The following is an 18004-nucleotide window of genomic DNA, read 5'->3' as shown; positions in this document are numbered from 1 at the left end:
TGATGTGTGGTGGGATGCTTCTGAGCAATGCCATAGTGCTGTTCATCTGTTGCCAACCAGCCATTTTGATGCCGATCCCAAGGTCCAAAAGTTTGTAGAAAGTACCCAAAATTTTCTAGGTTCCCTGATAGATGTGGAAATTTTTGAGGTGAAAGAACCCATGTCCTCTAAACGGACGCGATTCCAACCCGAAAAAGTGGCCTCAATCCTATGTTCTTATATCAAGAAAAGCTTGAATAATGTCGATCTAGTTATGATCCAGGGAGGATCCTTTCGGGGTAAGCGATACTATGAGAAGGGAGAATCGTTCACATATAGGGATTTGTTGGAAGAGATGCCATTGGATACCCAAATGGCCTTGATTCAGGTGCCTGGGTACATCTTACAAGAGTCTATTACCGAAACTCGCGGCACGCCCGAGCGGGAAGCATCCAATTTTCTCCATGCCGATCTTGATGTAGTAGTTGAAGACTACCCCAGTCTGAAAATTGTCAGCATTAACCACGCCCCATTTGACCCCCAAAAGATTTACACCCTCAGTATTGTCCAATTCTTGCTGAGGGGGCTCGATCAAATCAAACCGTTGGTAGATTATGTCAACGCAAACGGTGGTGCTCCACCTTTGGAGCAATGTCTTCCAGGCCAAAACCTGATCGTAGAAAGCTGCATGAAAGATGCTTGGAGAGTCCTAATTAATTATGAGGAATGGGACGCCGATGGCGATGGGAAAATGACCACAGAAGAGCTGAAACAGGGTTTCAAAAATGCCTTTGCCTTTCTCGATCAAAATCAAGATGGCTATATTTCCCCGGCAGAAGTACAGGGAGCATTGGCAGAACGGACAGGCAGCACCCAGAAAGAATTAATTAGCCTGATGTTTGAGGTGTTGGATGTGGATAAAGATGGTATGGTGTCGATGGATGAACTGGCATTGTTAGCAATGTAATCATAAAAAGGTGTTGCAAAGCAAGACCTGAACCAAGGGTTAGAGCGGCCAACGCTGTTGGATTTTATCAATGCTAGTTTACGGGGTGGGTAGTGCCGATACTTTTTAGCTACCAAAATCTACTTTGCAGATTTTAGCCCACTAATGCAAGCTGCTCTCGCAGCCAGGGGGTATCTCCCAAGGCCAAGATCGGTTTTGTTCCGCTCTTGGCGCTATTATCTGTGTTTAATAGAAAACGCAACCACTATCATTAAAGCTTTGGTTTTCGGCTTCAATTCAAGGAACCAGAATGTTTTCAATGACACTATATTCCTAATCATTGTCTAACATATTTTTGGAGATACTGCAAGATATTTGTATAAAATCGTCAACAGTGGCTAGCCCTTCACGGCAATACCCCTGTTCCATCTCCTATATCTTAATTTCCTTTGCTTGTTTGGTTAGGTTATCGGCTAGATGTTGGGCAAGGGCAACCATGGTCAACGTTGGGTTCCAAGAACCGCCAGTGGGCCAAAGTGAAGCTCCGGTGATATAGACGTTCTCTACACCCTTGAGCCGATAATCTAATCCGACAACAGCCTCTTCATCATCCCCAATCCACATGGTTGAGGCTTCGTGTACCAATCCGGGAACACGAGTTTTGTGGCGTTCGCGCTTCCATTGTCCCGTATCGGGATCACCGTGCCAATATTCTACTCGGTCTTTTCCTTTTGGGGACAAACCCTGCTCAAGAACCTCAAAAGTGGCTTTGTCCATAGTATCCCACAGGGATAAGTCTTTGTCCGTTTCCAACACTTGCAGGGTAACATTGGTTGTGGGATCGTCCCCATCATTTTTTTGTAATCCGTTACCAGGGTTATCGAATAGTTCACCGAGAACCGCACAGACAAACACGATGTAATCCTTGGATGTCTCAAGTTGGTTGGGTGAGGCGGTAGCTACCACATCCGGCATATTACGAGCCGCTGTATCAATGTGAGTCTTATTAGTTGGGTCAGGATCGGATATAGCTGAGAGTTGAATGTGATATTGTCCCTGAGTTTCCTGATCGACCCCAGCCAAGTAGATAGCTGCCAACTCCAAATTTTTTTTCCTTAAATCATCTTTAATGCTTTCTTCCCAGTCAAAGATTTCCAGAAAGTCCTCTCGGGGAATACGGGCAACAATGGCACTGATAAAGTGGGCGGTAAACCGCTTACCCGCATTTTTTGCCTGTGGAAAAGAATTCAAAACCAGGGTTGTTGACGGTATACTCCCCATGGCTAAAATAATTTTACTATCGCCAACATTGACCACCCCACGGGTTGTTTCCAATGCTGTTGCTTGGTTTTCCTGTTGCCAGATCCGTGTCACTGTACATTCGGTGACAATACTTAGTCGGGAATCAATCTGACGTTTTTTGGCTTCTTCCTGGCATTTTATTACCTCATCCAGAAGTGGCCCTGGTGTGGAAAACTTTTCCACGTCAGTGGATGTAATCGTTGGAGTGCCAACGGCAATCTGAGCATGTTGGACGCGGGTGGCTGACTTAATATCCTGAAGATTCTGCTTCAATCTCTGAGTTAGTTTATTTTGCCAGTGGTCAAAGATATTTCCGGTTTCTTCGTCATTGGCTCCAACCACATTCAGCAACATTTTCGCCGTCTTAAAATAGTCTTGGGCTGCCTTAATCGTTGCTTGAGGCCAACCGTTCATTTCCGCTGTTGTCGGTTCCGGGCACCAGGCACTCCATAGGGTCGAGCCACCTCCGAAAAACGGAATTATCCCATGCTGCCATTTAATATATTTATTAAGATTAAGGGTCTTAGATGATAAAGTCCAGGGAAAGGTTTTTAACGCCTGCTTGAGTAACAGTTTTTGGTAGGAAGTCGGTAAGTTTTGAACGTGTTCTGGCAGGAAAAATGACCCGCGTTCGATGAGCAGAATTCTGGCATTATCATCTTTATTAATAACTCTCTCAATAAAGCCAAGAGCACAAAAGCCACTGCCAATAACGATATAGTCAAATTGTTTTTCTTCTCGCGTCTTTTTCCATTCACTGGGGGAAAGAAAAAAGACATGGTTCATGATGTCTTGACTATTAAGTTCCTGTTGACCCGGCCTGGGATACCCATAATTAAGATTGGGTGATGAGAATACAGTCATAAACGTTGCTATACAACGATTTCATATAAATTACAGCTATATACTAAGGGTTAATCGCTTAATTAAATCTTGATGTTGCGGATAAATTTCCATCAATTTTTCCAACTGATTAGGAGTAGGTTTTGTGGAATCGGTTGGATGCCAACCGGGCGCTAGAGTAGTACCAACTAGCGCAAAAGAATTGGGTTCAACCATTGTCGCCCCAAACCAAGTATCATGGGTTGCAACTGCCTGAAAAACTTCACCCGCGTCCAAGTTACTACCCAGCTTAATTTTCCGGTAATTTCCATCATTGGGGAATATATGAAGAGCCAATGGGTTACCTGCGTAAAAATGCCATATTTCATCTTGCTTGAGTTGATGAAGTGCTGTAACATCATTATTCTGCAGGAGGTAATAGTTGACTTCCCACAATCTACGCTCATTGCCACCTTCAGAAGCAGCTATCTGAGAAACTGTTTTTTCTGATTTAATATGTGAGCGAAAGTAGCCGCCAATTTCTTCTAATTTATCGAGTTTTAGTTTCTCTATCCAATACTGTGCATCTGCCATTTGAACGGTTCTTCATTATTTATTAAATATCTGGTTCAATGCGTTGAAACCTGTCTGAAAAACACCATCACCTACTAACTTAATCAGATGATTTGCGTCTTGGGGGTCACAGTCAAATATTGCTGTCCATTCAGCATAAGTTCGATCTCCATCTGTGATTGGCTTAAGCTGAAATGTTGCCACATAGTTCGTTAATGGCATTGGGGATTCGAGAATTGAGTAGGAAAATAAATAATCTAAGTCGCTTAGAACCAATAGCTTCTCTCGAATATTCCCCCCTTCTTTGAGATTGAAATTACGAATACAGCCAACTTTATCGCTAGGTTCATCATTTTCTATGTAACTGTTAGCAATAGCTGGATGCCAGTTAGGCAGAGCATTAAAATCTCTGATCTTCATCCAGACTTGATCAATATGAGTATTGATAACAGCACTTGTAAAAACTCTAGTCATTCTGTCGATATTCTCTATACTAATCTACTCGATTATTCAACAAGTAGGACAAAATTAACAGCATTAAATGATACAGTAATCAACTTTTGTCAGGTTTCCATGTATTTTTTCTTGCTGACCTAGCCAGGTCCCACAAGGGCCCAAGTGGTAAATAACCATCAGACAAGAAAAAAAACCGACCCCTCAGATAATACCATACTCAGTCGCCGCGATGGCTCGAAGACCCCGCCAAAAGCGATCGCAGATTGTCAATGAAACGTAAGCATTCAGCTATCAGCTATCAGCGTGTCGCGTATCAGCTATCAGCTAATGCGCGTAGCGCAATCGGTACTTTTAGGTGCGACAATAAGCGCGAATTTAATTCTTAATGGTAAGAGCGCACCTTTGAATAAAATAAGCTGACGGCACCTCAAGTAGCGATGCAGCGCGGTCTTGGGGAGGCAGTGCGGTCTTGGGGGTCTCCCCCATGAGCAACTGCCGTGGTTTCCCCCACTCGCTATTGCATCAAGACAGCGTGAGCTTTTAGCTGACGGCTGACGGCTGACGGCTGAGTGCTTACAATGAAACAGCCCTGCTAACAGGCAGGGCAAACGCATCTAAATTCTATAAGCCTTACTCAGAAGCGATGCAGTGCGGTCTTGGGGGTTTCCCCCATGAGCAACTGCATCAAGACAAAAATTTCAAAATTCATAAGCAAAAATACTTATCGTATGATAATCATATCCAGAGGTGCGACCCGTGGCGAATTTAATTCTTAATGCGGAAAGCGCACCTATAGGCATTTCAAAATAACATGGGTTTACCCTGGTCCTAAATCACGACCAAACCTCAAGTCTTGGGATGTTCAGGTGCCTGCTCCCGATTCATCTGTGTATTCACCAAGGCTGTCACTGGCATAAATGTAATTCTTAAAAAACTATTTTAATTATATTTTTTGGTTATCTCTTTGTTTATGCTATTTCTATATAAAATTCCGGAAATATTCCTAAATATTACTTACCCTCATGACAACTCCTCGATTGTATCTGCCAAAACCCCGAGAGGCGGTGGGCAACTATCTCAGAATTATTTCGATCAATGATGTTTACGACATCAAGAATTATCCCTACGTGGAAACAGTGATTAAATCCCTGAAGGAAACATCGGAAGATGCCATGGTGATTGCCTGCCTCAGCGGGGACTTTCTCTCTCCTTGTTTAATTACCTCACTTGATGGGGGTAAAGCCATGCTGGATGTGCTTAAGGTAGTCAACATTGATTATATTTGCTTGGGCAACCATGAATTCGATGTCAGCGTGGATGTCCTAGGTGAGCGTTTTAAAACCTACGAAGGGAAATGCTTAAATAGCAACATCTTGGACTTGCCAATTGTGGATGCCAGTGGTCAGCTGCTTCCGAAATATGACATTGTTGAAGTAGGTTCTCGTAGAGTTGCTTTTGCTGGATTTTGCACTAGTAAGATCAATACTTTCCGACCCGGGGCGAACCTAACCATTCAACCCATCTTTGATGCGTTAAAAGAAACCTGGTCTAAGTGTTCCAATGACGCAACCATGCTGATTCCGATCACCCATCAGACCATTGCCGAAGATCGGGAACTAGCCACGGGGATCCAGAAAGATCACCAACTTAGTGGTAAGGTTCCTGTAATTGTTGGGGGGCACGAGCATGAGATTTATATTGAGAAAATTGAGCGGAGCCTGATTGTTAAGGCTGGTGCTGATGCTACTAATGTGGTTGTTGTTGATGTCTGGTGGGATGCTTCCGAGCAGTGGCATAGTGCTGTTCATCTGTTGCCAGCCAGCCATTTTGATGCCGATCCCAAGGTCCAAAAGTTTGTAGAAAGTACCCAAAATTTTCTAGGTTCCCTGATGGATGTGGAAATTTTTGAGGTGAAAGAACCCATGTCCTCTAAACGGATGCGATTCCAACCCGAAAAAGTGGCCTCAACCCTATGTTCTTATATCAAGAAAAGCTTTAAAAATGTCGATCTAGTTATGATCCAGGGAGGATCCTTTAGGGGTAAGCGAGACTATGAGAAGGGAGAATCGTTCACATATAGGGATTTGTTGGAAGAGATGCCATTGGATACCGAAATGGCCTTGATTCAGGTGCCTGGCTACATCTTACAAGAGGCGATCGCCGAAACTCGCGGCACGCCCGAGCGGGAAGCATCCAATTTTCTCCATGCCGATCTTGATGTAGTAGTTGAAGACTACCCCAGTCTGAAAATTGTCAGCATTAACCACGCCCCATTTGACCCCCAAAAGATTTACACCCTCAGTATTGTCCAATTCTTGCTGAGGGGGCTCGATCAAATCAAACCGTTGGTAGATTATGTCAACGCAAATGGAGGTGTTCCACCTTTGGAGCAATGTCTTCCAGGCCAAAACTTGATTGTAGAAAGCTGTATGAAAGATGCCTGGAGAGTCCTAATTAATTATGAGGAATGGGACGCCGATGGCGATGGGCAAATCACCAGAGAAGAGCTGAAACAGGGTGTCAAAAATGCCTTTGCCTTTCTCGATCAAAATCAGGATGGCTATATTTCTCCCGCAGAACTACGGGCAGCATTGGCAGAACGGACAGGCCGCATTCAGAAAGGATTAATCAGCCTGATGTTTGAGGTGTTGGATGTCGATAAAGATGGTATGGTATCGATGGATGAGCTGGCATCGTTAGCAATGTAAGGAGAACACAATGGTTAATTCCCAAGCCCGTCCCATTTATCGATACTGATGGGGGTACTGATGGGGGTGTTGATGATGCCCTCGCAATTATCATCGCCCTGAATTGTGAACAAATTGAGCTCAAATCAGTCACCGTGTTAGCTGGCAATATTGATTTCATCAAGCTGCTAATAATGTGTTGCGGGTGATTGACATTGTTCAACCAAACCAGCCTCCCCTAGTGGCAAAAGGCTGTGAAAAACCTCTGGTGCGACCTCCCTTCAATGCTGCAGGCATTCATGGCTCCGATGGACTGGGAGAACTGCATCAGTTCAAAAATGCTGATGGCAGCCCAAGTATCCCCAACTTACCATGGAGCCTTCTTCAGAAGATGCTATTGATGTATTGCTCAAAGCCGCTCAGGAATATGGCAGCGACTTGACCATTGTGGCTCTAGGACCATTGACCAATATTGCAACAGCTCTGCAGCGCGATCGGCACCACCCTGCAAGATCAATAGATTATGTCTGGTTTCTAGCTACTATTCTTCTAGCTACTATTGTCACCCCGCCAGAATTGTGATAGACAGGCACTGGTAAACTCTTGAGAGTTTCTCAACTCCTACCCTGGCGATCAAATAGTACTCGGGGTTTCAGCAAAATCCTAAACAACAGTAAAAGCGATCGCATTTCCGATGGACTTTCCCGTCGCTGCCATCGACCCGGACGGCAAAAGAGCATCTCTACCAAAGTGCGATGCTGTTGGAGAGTTAATGGGTCAAACATAATCCGTAGACTAGCTTCCTCACCACTGTTGTCAATTTCAGTAACTACTCCTGACAAGTGTAGCTTTTCCTCGATCATCTCTAGTTCCACTGGCAACGGTTCACTGGCAGTGTTTCCGGTATCTAATCCTAAATCAGCCACCTCCGTCAAGGCCACTTGAGCACCAATTTCTGAAATCTTGGTGGTCATACCCCAGACAGTCTGATTTCCGATCTCAAGCCGCACCACTCGGCGCAACTTGAACCACTGGTAAAGGTCCCGATTGGGGACATCCAGTACAATCAATAAAGCAATACCCAACATGATCAGGTTATAGATACTCCAAATCCAACCTAGACTCAGACCTTGAATCATCTTAGCGTCAGTAGCTGATATCCCACTCCCCCAATACATCACAGAAGTACTCAAATTTTGCCATAGGCTAACTGCTGTCGCGATAAATAGGATAATCAAAGGCAATCCCAACTTCGAGTTAAACACAAAGCGATCGCGTTTTACTCCTTTGGGTGTTACCTTAAATCCTTTGCCAAAGGGATTCAGCATGACTTGTATAACTGTCAAGCTCATAGGAACACACCAAGGCAATGAGTAAATATCCGACAACAACCCTGACCGGGAACGGAGGTTTAACCAAGAAAAAACTGTGAGCTGTATCAGATAATAAGGTAGCAAGAAATACAACAATTCACCAGGGGTTGCTTGTAAGGGAATCACCCCTAGAAAGGAATAAGCTAGGGGCATTAACAAGAATCCGAAGCGAGATAAACCGGTAAACCAATTTAGTAATCCATCTAAATGGGCTAGCCTTTGGATCGGTTTTAACCCCGGAATAGTTAGAGGGTTGGCATCAATAAAAAATGCCTGTAATGTTCCTTGAGCCCACCGCAATCGTTGAGCTACATGGGCAGCAATATTTTCTGCGGCTAAACCAGCACTAAGTTTTTCATCTAAATAAATAACCTGGTAACCCATCGCTGCTATCCGAATACCAGTAAAGTAATCTTCAGTCAAAGAATCGGTTACAAAACCACCAGCTGCTTCTATAATATCACGTTTAACAACAAAGGAAGTTCCGGCACAAACCACACCGCCAGCACCATCGCGGATGGGCTGAACTTGCCGATAAAATACCTCTTCTTCTGGCAATAGCACATCTTCTAAACCTAAATTGTAGGCAATCGGGTCAGGATTATAAAAGCTTTGAGGAGTTTGGACTAATCCCACATTACTATTTTTAAAAAAACCTACGGTGCGAGTCAGGAAATTTTTAGTTGGGACAAAATCCGCATCAAATAATACAATCAAATCCCCTGATGTCTTTGGAATAGCATGGTTTAAGTTTCCTGCTTTGGCATAGGAATTATCTGGACGAGTTATATAGTTACACCCCAATTCAGCAGCTAGTTCTTTGACATTTTGACGTTTGGTATCATCTAGTAAATAAACATTTTTGTTGTCATAATCTATCCCTTGACAACCCATAATTGTTCGCTTTAGTATAAAACAAGGTTCATTATAGGTTGGGATTAAGATATCCACAGAAGGATTAAACCGTCCTGAAATGACATCTAATGATAATTGGGAAGCCTGAGCGCTACGCTTTTTGACCCTTAACATTAAAAATAGCTGGATAAGACTGCTGGTTAGCAACAACATTTCCAGTAAAAATAATCCTAGGCTAAAGACACCATTAAGGGGATCCACTAAATTGAGGGTAGAGAAGATTCGCCAGAGCAGATATCTTACCAATAGTGCTAGCAAAATCCCCACCACTAAATTTCTAGACCAAGTGCAAGGACGGGGAGAGAGTTTCGTGACCCCCAGGACAACTACCATTAAGATAACTGTTGGCAGCAATAAGTAGTGTTGCTGAGTCACCATTGGTGCTTCCAGCCACATCGGTGGGTTTCTTTGCCAGACATGCAGCTGAGCAAATAGCTGTATAATCTGCCCCTGACCAGTCAACCAACCTAAAGCGATCGCACTAAAACTAGTAACTAGAATCAGCATCACCACCGTTGCGGCTCGTAACCTAAAAACTGGTTTGTTAGAAGAACACCTAGAGTTTGAGTAGCTCACTTTGGGAACTGTCATGTCTAAAAACAGGTATAGCGCTGTGGGCAGGGAATAGGTAATAGCAAATTAAAAAGCGTGCTAGTATTCTAAAGCTTGGTAGTATAAAGGTTATAGCAATTATTTGCCCCTTGAATTGGGCAACAGCATTACAGCAATTGCTGTATCATAACTTGTTAGTTTAAACTCAACCAAACTACTAAAATAGTATGGGAATAATCTAGATGATATTGATAAGAGATTAATCTAACCTGAGGCAAATATTAAAATTCACTTAACTTGCCGATTTCGGGATATTTTAATCAATAAAATTTTTTCTGAGCTAGACTTGAGAAGTATTCACTAAATTTTTTAACCAAAACTCAGGCTAATACCACCGAAGACTAGACATAATAGCAAATAGAGTAATGTTTCCACGAGATAGATAATCTGATGAAACTTCACTATTTAGCCATCTTTGGTGCTACTGCCTTTTTAAGCGTAGGTTGTGTAGCAGGAGTACCTGGGAATCAGAGTACTGTTCAGGCAAAACCCTCTACCTCTACCTCTACGACAACCAAGATTGATGTGTCCAGTGCTCCAGCTGCTAAACCAACTGCAACACTGGCACAGGCAACAAGTAAATCAGGAAATTTTGTAACAGCAGCCCATTCTACTCAAGGCATGGTAAGTTTAGTCACAGACAATGGACAACGTTACCTAAAGTTTGACGAAACCTTTAAAACCGATAACGGACCTGATTTAATGGTGCTGTTGCACCGCCAAACTGTACCCAAATCCTACAGTAAGGAAAATTATCAAAGTCTTGGTCGTCTCGAGCAGGTCAGTGGCACTCAACGGTACCGTATCCCTGCTGATGTTAATCCAGAAGACTTTAGCTCTGTAGTGATTTGGTGCCGTAAATTCAACGTCACCTTTGGCTACGCCACCCTTAGTAATTAGTAGCACTAATTACTAACTAATAATTAAGGCAAGTTGCTAAGGACTAACGACTAAACAGCCTATAGTATAGGCTGACAAAAAATTCCTTGACTGGAAACGCTAAATAGGTTATTGGATTAATCGTCACAATGATGTTACGCACATCACGAGTGGCTAGATTAAGGATTTGCTGGGCTACCCAATCCCCTGACATGACCCCAAATGGATTGAGATTACTTTTAAATGGTCCGAGGATTACTTTACGTACTACACAAGGAGCATCTAGACGACGCAGGGTAACTAGGTCTCCTAGGGTACGTTTGCTCAGTTCATACAAAGGACTAAACGCTGGATTAACTTCCGCTTCCGAAGTATTAACCCAAACTTCCTTGCGAGCAATATCTTGGTTCGTCCGAACCGTGGATAAAAACATCTCTAGCAACCGCCAACTTGATAATGTGTTGACCTCGTAGGATTTTGCGATCGCATCGGCTGTCCGTTCTTGATGAACATTAATGCCGTGATTGAGAATTAGAATATCCACATTTTCAAAATGTGGGGCTAGTTCAGACTCTTTACTCACTTGCCAAGTCAAGGTTTTTACTGGCAAGCTTTCACCATTGACACTTAAACTAACAGTTTGTTCTTTAGAGGTCAGAGCAATCACTTTTGCTCCCCGTTGCTGGAGATGGTACAACAGTGACTGTCCCAGAGTTCCCGATGCTCCCGTCACTGCAATAGTTTTTCCTTGGAGCGATAGTGCTGTCCCCATCAGTTTGTCTATTAAAGTCAATGTGCCGCCATAGTAAGCCTTTTGGTTATCAAAGTGATGTCGCCAATGGTAGCTGCGATTTACCATCCAAGGGGAAGGAGGATAGAGGAATGGACCGGGAAGGTGGGTCATATCAGTCAACTTATCGGCTCCCTTGATGCCATAGCCACGAGCGATCGCACCAAATAGAAATACCATACTGTACACAGAACCAGCCAAAGCTGCCCAATGCATATTTGGTGTCCAGGTATAAGCCAACCACCATAGAACCAAGCCTAATATTAGCATGACCAAGGCTTCTGGTACATCATTACGCCAGTGCGCCTGTCGATAAATGGTATCACTGACAGCAGTTAAATCCTGACGGAAGACCCGATGATGCCACACATGCAAGCGATACAGGGGTGTCCAGTGATGGGACAGGAGATGATAGAAGTCTCGCACCAGTTCTACCCAAAGAATAGAACCCAGTCCCAAAACCCCTATAGCTAGCCAGAAATCTACCATGAACATGATTATGATGCCTAGAGTGAACAGTAACTTGTTGTGTTGGCAAATTGCCCATTCACATCATAATTAGGTAGGTACAAATAAAACTAAGATGCTGAGGGTGAACCATTAACACTCACCCCTCACCCGTCAACTTTCACCTATCAACTGTCACCTATAAACCCTGGCCTTTGGCCACGCGTGCGCGTTCAACCCTGGCCTTAAGGCCGTAGGCCACGCTGCGCGAACGGCCACGCGTGCGCGTTCAACCATCAACCATCAACCTTCAACATTCCATCTTCCATATAAGATACTTGGTCAGCTACATCGATAATACGAGGATCGTGAGTTACCATCAGCACTGTGCAACCTTTTTCCTTAGCCAGACGACGCAGCAACTCAATCACTGTATGACCACTATGAGAGTCCAAGGCTGCTGTTGGCTCATCTGCCATAATTAGGGGTGGCTCTTTAGCTAAAGCCCGCGCGATCGCTACCCGTTGCTTCTGTCCCCCTGACAAGTCACTCGGTCTAAGATGTCCTTTCCCCTCTAAACCAACCTGCTCTAATAAGGTTTTTGCCTGCTGTCGAGCATTGACCCCATGAATTCCCTTAATGTTTAGCACAACTTCCACATTTTCTGCTGCTGTCAGTGCCGGAAATAGGTTGAAGTGTTGGAAAATAAAGCCAATGTGTTCCCGTCGAAACTCTGCCAGGTTAGTTCTAGACATACCAGTAATTTCTTGACCCAGTAAATAGACTTTTCCCAGTGTCGGGGTCAGTAATCCCGCCAAGATTGACAAAAGGGTAGTCTTGCCAGAGCCAGACGGTCCCATTAAAAGTTGGATATCACCACGTTTGACTTCCCAGTCTATTCCTTTGAGGACTGGAACACGGTTTTGTCCTGACTGGAAGTCCATCTGCACCCCTTTAGCAAGAATGGAGCGTACACCATATTTAGGTAAATCTATAACTTTAGATACTTTAGAGCCGCCCTTAATCAGTTTTTTGGGAAACACCATATATTAAACTTTAGCAGCACCAGTTGACTAGACTCTTAGGTCGTACTGCTGGAAATTGACGACTCCCCATCGCTAAAGCTAGGGGATTCTGGCAGATTAATTTATATAGCTGCGAGCATTACTGAATAGAAACGTTTTGTTTCACATCAGAGGGACTCGCCATCAGTCCTACTGCTGGAGATAAGACTTACCATGCTACATCTTATCTCTAGATGCGTTTTGTCGGATACTTGTTCCGATTGCTTCGTTATAGTGCTAAGCAATAGTGCTAACTATGGTAGTTAGGAGCTTATATCAAAGCTACAGCCGTGACTACCAGACCGTGAGCTTACGCTAAAGCACTGGATTCCGACTTCACCAGGAATTGCCTAAATTTAGTTCCCCAAACCCAGGTCTTATATTCCTGCCATCAGCAGCAGTCCTAGTTTGTGACATACTCCTACACTTACTCTTTGAGTTCTGTGTAGGCTTCTTGCCAACTCCACCCAATGGTATCGGCTTTCGCCGACGCTGCGCGAACGGATACAAGGCCGTAGGCCACGCGGGGCGCGTTCGGCAAGCTTTATTTACCATACGGGATGCCCCGACCCACCGGAACAATACAAAAAAAAAGTTCGATTTTTAGTTAGTAGGTGGCGATTAGCTCTTAATTTGTCTTCCCTACTACTTTGATTATAGACGATAAAATTCATGTCCGCCATTCATCCCACACTCATGGGGTAGCATTGAGATGTGGGGTATAAGAGCGGATGACGCTAAGACCGATGATTCTGCTTGGTTGTTTTTTTGCCAACGAAGTTTTTTGACTTGGTTATCGTCAAAGCGCGTTTTTGATGCTAGCAACTTCTTGGCACAATTCCCCGAAAAAGGCCTTCCCATACGAAGCTAACCAAGCACGGATAGAGAGCGGGACTTCCCGCCTAACCCTTAATTCTTGCAGATAGCTATTTTATAATCTAAAGTATAACATAAATCTCATCCACTGGGAATATTCCCATCCCATCAAGACTAGGGGAAAAGATAGCTGATTGCTGATTGCTCAATGCTTAACCCCTTTTCGCGCTTTGAGAAACCCAAGGCAGCAATTGATTAACATCTAGCAAAAAGACTGTCAAAGATAAATTTTCTTGGGGAATCACTGCCACATGACTAGCAATTCCTAGGGTATCAGCTTGACGAAAAGACTCTGGTAGGGTACGAATATCACTCACGGAAACCTCTATCAAATTCGGTGTTTTGAGTACAGGGATACCAAATCCTTCACCCATTGTATTTTGAGCAATCAGCAGGAAACGTGCTGGGTTAGAAGTGCTGATTTGGCTAGATTTAAATAACCGGCGATGCAAGTCGATAATAGGAATTTCGTGGTCATCGATATGGGCAATGCCTATATCATTAAGTCCACTGCTATAAACAGTTGTGTAATTAATTACTTTGTTGACACACTCAATCGGAAACGCGAAATTGATGCTGTCTATTCTAAAGACCACTAATTTCAAGAATGATGTAGCCTTATGATTTGGCGATAGATGAGTATCATTAAGCTGGGAGGAAATTAAGTTATTTTTCATGATGTCGAATTCATCGTGTTAGGATAAGTATGAAGGATAAAATATTCCAAGTCTTCTGATCAGGATTTGGAAGCAAGAGGAATTGAATGGAGTAACTCACCATACTAAGTTTGTATACTTAGGATGAAAAGTATCATGATTCACGATAATTCAATGATCTGGTTGCAAGTAACTGATTAGTCGTGGACACCCCTCAAGAAGCTAATTGCTAAAGGCTGATTAGGAATAGCTGATAGCACCTCAAATAGCACCTCAATTAGCGCCTCAATTAGCGCATTAACTGATAGATTAATACTTAAAATTAAGATTTACTTTGTTCAATAAGATTTTTGATTTTTCCAATAAAATCTTGTTCAATATAAGGTTTAGTAAAGTAAGCGTTAGCACCCAACTGCATTGCCAAACGCTGATGTTTTTCACTGCTACGGGAGGTAAGCATTGCTATAGGAATTTTTGATAACTGATGGTCTTGGCGACGTTGACCAAGAAACTCAAAACCGTTCATATTCGGCATTTCAATATCACAAATTATCATCTGCACTTTTGAACTTTGCCGCAATTGTTCCAAGGCTTCGTGTCCATCCCGAGCCTGTAACACTCGGTAACCTGCTTTTTGCAAGCTCATAGCCAAGGTTCGTCGTAAACCTGTCGAATCATCCACAATTAAAATTGTCGGAACTGGAGCAGTTTTAGCAGGAGTTTGAGTCCGGTTAACCGATGACTTTTTCTTAGTGGTAGCTTCGAGTATATGAGACAAGCTTCTCAGTTTAGTCTCTTCATGGCTTTGAGCTAAAAATTGCTCTAGCAGGGTGTTACCATCTATTACCGGAATTAAACTACCATCCCCCAAGATGGTACAACCATAGGTATAACTGGGAGCCGCAAGCACTTTGCCAAAGGGTTTAATCACTAGCTCTTGCTCTGTGATCACGCGATCGATTTCTAACGCAAAAGCCTGGTGGTCTCGACGCATTACTACCATAGGTAACGCCCAATCTTCAGGGGTCGGAACATAAACTAAAGCTTTGCTAGGAGTGGTTTCCCTGACTGGACAGTTATATTCCAAAAGATCAGACATGGTATAAGTGGGAACCATTTGTCCGCGCCAGAGCAAAAACCGTTTTGTCCCAGATTTTTGGATCTGATCCCCCTTGGGAACCACAATTTCTTCAATACTGTCTGACGGTAAAGCGATAACAATTGGACCGACTGTAGCAATTAGTAATTTAGCAATGGTTAGAGTTAACGGCAGCCGTAGGGTAAAGGTTGTACCCTTACCTGGGGATGAGGTGACAGATATTTTACCTTTGAGAGCTCGAATTTGAGAGCGTACTACATCTAAACCTACTCCCCTACCAGACAGATCACTGACTTTAGCTGCGGTGGAAAATCCTGGCTCAAAAATCATCTTTAACAGGCGGGATGGGGGAGCTTTAGCAATTTGTTTGGCTGACAACAATCCCTTGGCCAATACTTGGTTACGAATGCGTTCAATATTGAGACCTTCACCATCATCCTTAACTTGAATAATGGTTTGATTGCCTTTATGGTAAGCCCGAATTTCAATTTGTCCTTGCTCTGATTTACCTCGTTTCCGCCGAATTTGAGGGGATTCAATGCCATGATCAAAAGCATTCCGGAGTAAGTGTAGTAAGGGGTCATACAGTTTTTCGAGCACTGCTCTATCCACCAAAACCCCTGTACCACTAAGCTTGAGTTTGGCTGGCTTGTGGTGTTGGGTAGAAAGATCCCGTAAAGCCCGGGGAAAGCGGTTGAGTACTTGACCCAGAGGCAACATTCGCGCCCACATCAGCTCGTCTCGTAGCTGAGAAAGCATTTGCCGCTGTTGTTCCAAGGTCTGATCAGACTGCTGGGCAAATAGGGTTATATCCCCCACGGCTTCTTTAAGCAGCATCATTTCTTCTTGTAGTCCTTGGATCAAAGAATGGACGTTGCTATAGCTATCCATTTCCAAGGAATCAAACAGGGGTTTGTTCAATGGGTCTGACTCACTTTCTAGGCTCTTTTCGCCTGACCACGTTACCGATTCCTGGGGTGAGTTTTGCTCACCAAAAGAATTCGTCCCTTGTTGATTCCACTGATTCTCACTAAGGGAGGCAAAGCTAGGATTTGACACCATTGATCCAGCACTTGAGGCACTAGCTAGACTCTGATCAGATAATTCTTGTAATTGACTAACAATGGATTGACAAAGGTTAAATCTTTGGGTGAGTTCCCGCACTGCTGCTTGTAATTGTTCATTTTGCAGCCCAATACTATTGCGGTTGATCACCAGTTCCCCTACCTGATTGTTCATCCGTTCTAGTCGCTTTAAGTTAACCCGGACTGAACTCTCAGGGGAGATAGAGGTTGGACTTTGGCTGGGATGGTCTGACGGCTTAGGAGTAGCTTGATTAGATCGAGTAGGTTGATCCTGCTGGGATTTAGCTGATTGAGTGGTTTGGTTGATACCTAATTCATTGGCTAGGAATGCGGCTGCTGGTAGGGTTGGTGGTGATGGAACATCTGAAGCAGGCATATCCTGGAGCGGTGGCAGGCTTTCAAAGATTTGTTCAATCTTTTCTACTGCGGCTTCCAGGGTTTTTGGTACCTCTAGGGATGAGTTCTTGCGGGGAGCAGAAGCAGTGCTTGATGGATTAGGCGAGTTCGCTACTGGTTTAGATCCTGGGGTAGGGTCAGCCTTAGAGTTACTCAGGTCTTGCTGGTCTTGCTCCGAGTGTGGAACAGTTTCTGCAGTGGGGGAAATGGTTTCCTCTCGCAAAGATGCTTCTGCCTCTTGGACTGGGTTAACTTGATCCTCTGAAGGCGTAGATTGATCAGATGTTAGGTCTTGATTGACTTGCCCCAAGTCACTAGTTCTGAGATCAGCAAGAATCGGTGGGGTCAGAGGAACTTCCTCAGCTGGCAGGTTCACTTGGGGCTGCTGGCCAGTGGTTTCCTGGGCTAGAGCAACGTCTTCTTGGTTAAAGTTACTAAAAATATCAGTAAAATCAGCTGAGTCGGTAACCTTCCAAGATGGTGAGTCTTCAGTTGCTTGATCTAGCTCAGTTTCCTGATCGGCAAGGGTGGGTGAGGTCTCGAAAGTCTCTTCACCTAGTGGATTGAGTTGGGATGGTTGGGTAGCGGTTTGCTCGGATAAGGTAAATTCTTCAAAGGCATTGGTTGCTTCGCCTAGGTTAAAGTCACTAAAGATATCTTCAAATTCAGAGGTGGTATTAAGACTATTTGTAATGTCATTAGCTGGAGCGGCAGGGGCTTGTGTTAAAGCCACTAAAGCAGTCGAGGGATTTCCCCCTTGAGTGCGATCGCCTTCTAGTACAGCAGCTCGTCCTGTTGTAAAGTCAGCTAGGGCGAGTTCAATAATTTTCAAGACTTGGTGGGGATTTTGCTCTACTGCCGCTACAGCCGTTTGGGCAATCGCTCCAAATCCAGACAAGTTCAGTAACTCAGCAAAGCCAGCAAATACGTCGGCTTGTGCCTTTAATTCCCCCACGACCTCATAATTTTGGGGATTGGCTAAGACAGCAGCAAGACGTTCTAGTCCCTGAGCTACATCAACCTCAAAAATAGAGGATATCGGAATAT

General features: G+C 43.9%; 12 protein-coding genes. 4 read left to right on the top strand and 8 right to left on the bottom strand.

Features of this window, described 5'->3' with window-relative positions; all coding sequences use genetic code 11:
• A partial coding sequence (locus F6J99_RS25480; RefSeq protein WP_293116486.1) for an EF-hand domain-containing protein occupies window positions 1-946 on the top strand: 946 nt, incomplete at its 5' end.
• Window positions 947-1357: 411 nt separating this feature from the next.
• On the opposite strand, the gene F6J99_RS25475 is transcribed toward F6J99_RS25480, so the two are convergent.
• From F6J99_RS25475 to F6J99_RS25465, 3 genes are all read right to left on the bottom strand, one after another.
• Window positions 1358-3013, bottom strand: coding sequence for a GMC oxidoreductase (locus F6J99_RS25475; RefSeq protein ID WP_293116484.1), 1656 nt, complete (start codon window positions 3011-3013; stop codon window positions 1358-1360).
• A 114-nt stretch (window positions 3014-3127) separates the two neighbouring features.
• On the bottom strand, window positions 3128-3643 hold the full coding sequence (locus F6J99_RS25470; RefSeq protein ID WP_293116482.1) for a cupin domain-containing protein: 516 nt from the start codon (window positions 3641-3643) through the stop codon (window positions 3128-3130).
• Between the two features lie 15 nt (window positions 3644-3658).
• On the bottom strand, window positions 3659-4096 hold the full coding sequence (locus F6J99_RS25465) for an SRPBCC family protein (RefSeq protein ID WP_293116480.1): 438 nt from the start codon (window positions 4094-4096) through the stop codon (window positions 3659-3661).
• A gap of 1004 nt (window positions 4097-5100) precedes the next feature.
• Here F6J99_RS25465 and F6J99_RS25460 point away from each other — a divergent pair.
• Both F6J99_RS25460 and F6J99_RS25455 read left to right on the top strand, forming a co-directional pair.
• Complete coding sequence (locus F6J99_RS25460) at window positions 5101-6786, top strand: EF-hand domain-containing protein (protein ID WP_293116478.1); 1686 nt, start codon at window positions 5101-5103, stop codon at window positions 6784-6786.
• A 351-nt stretch (window positions 6787-7137) separates the two neighbouring features.
• Window positions 7138-7347, top strand: a complete 210-nt coding sequence (locus F6J99_RS25455; protein ID WP_293116476.1) for a nucleoside hydrolase — start codon at window positions 7138-7140, stop codon at window positions 7345-7347.
• 32 nt (window positions 7348-7379) lie between these two features.
• On the opposite strand, the gene F6J99_RS25450 is transcribed toward F6J99_RS25455, so the two are convergent.
• The gene (locus F6J99_RS25450) at window positions 7380-9629 is read right to left on the bottom strand and encodes a glycosyltransferase (protein ID WP_293116474.1); all 2250 of its coding nucleotides are present in this window, start codon (window positions 9627-9629) and stop codon (window positions 7380-7382) included.
• Between the two features lie 426 nt (window positions 9630-10055).
• Between F6J99_RS25450 and F6J99_RS25445 the strand changes: the two genes are divergently transcribed.
• Window positions 10056-10565, top strand: a complete 510-nt coding sequence (locus F6J99_RS25445) for a DM13 domain-containing protein (RefSeq protein ID WP_293116472.1) — start codon at window positions 10056-10058, stop codon at window positions 10563-10565.
• A 43-nt stretch (window positions 10566-10608) separates the two neighbouring features.
• Here F6J99_RS25445 and F6J99_RS25440 read toward each other — a convergent pair whose 3' ends face one another.
• The 4 genes from F6J99_RS25440 to F6J99_RS25425 form a co-directional block, all read right to left on the bottom strand.
• Window positions 10609-11823: a bifunctional sterol desaturase/short chain dehydrogenase gene (locus F6J99_RS25440; protein WP_293116490.1), complete on the bottom strand. Its 1215-nt coding sequence runs from the start codon at window positions 11821-11823 to the stop codon at window positions 10609-10611.
• Window positions 11824-12077: 254 nt separating this feature from the next.
• Window positions 12078-12827: an ABC transporter ATP-binding protein gene (locus tag F6J99_RS25435; protein ID WP_365974145.1), complete on the bottom strand. Its 750-nt coding sequence runs from the start codon at window positions 12825-12827 to the stop codon at window positions 12078-12080.
• Between the two features lie 1046 nt (window positions 12828-13873).
• Complete coding sequence (locus tag F6J99_RS25430) at window positions 13874-14398, bottom strand: chemotaxis protein CheW (protein ID WP_293116470.1); 525 nt, start codon at window positions 14396-14398, stop codon at window positions 13874-13876.
• 301 nt (window positions 14399-14699) lie between these two features.
• Window positions 14700-18004 (bottom strand): response regulator (locus F6J99_RS25425; RefSeq protein WP_293116468.1); only part of this gene is annotated, 3305 nt, incomplete at its 5' end.

It is taken from the genome of Moorena sp. SIO4G3 (genome assembly GCF_010692305.1).
GTDB classification, from domain to species: Bacteria; Cyanobacteriota; Cyanobacteriia; order Cyanobacteriales; family Coleofasciculaceae; genus Moorena; species Moorena producens_A.
The sequence above is the reverse complement of the archived record's forward strand: the minus strand, read 5'-3'. Positions and strand labels throughout refer to the sequence as shown.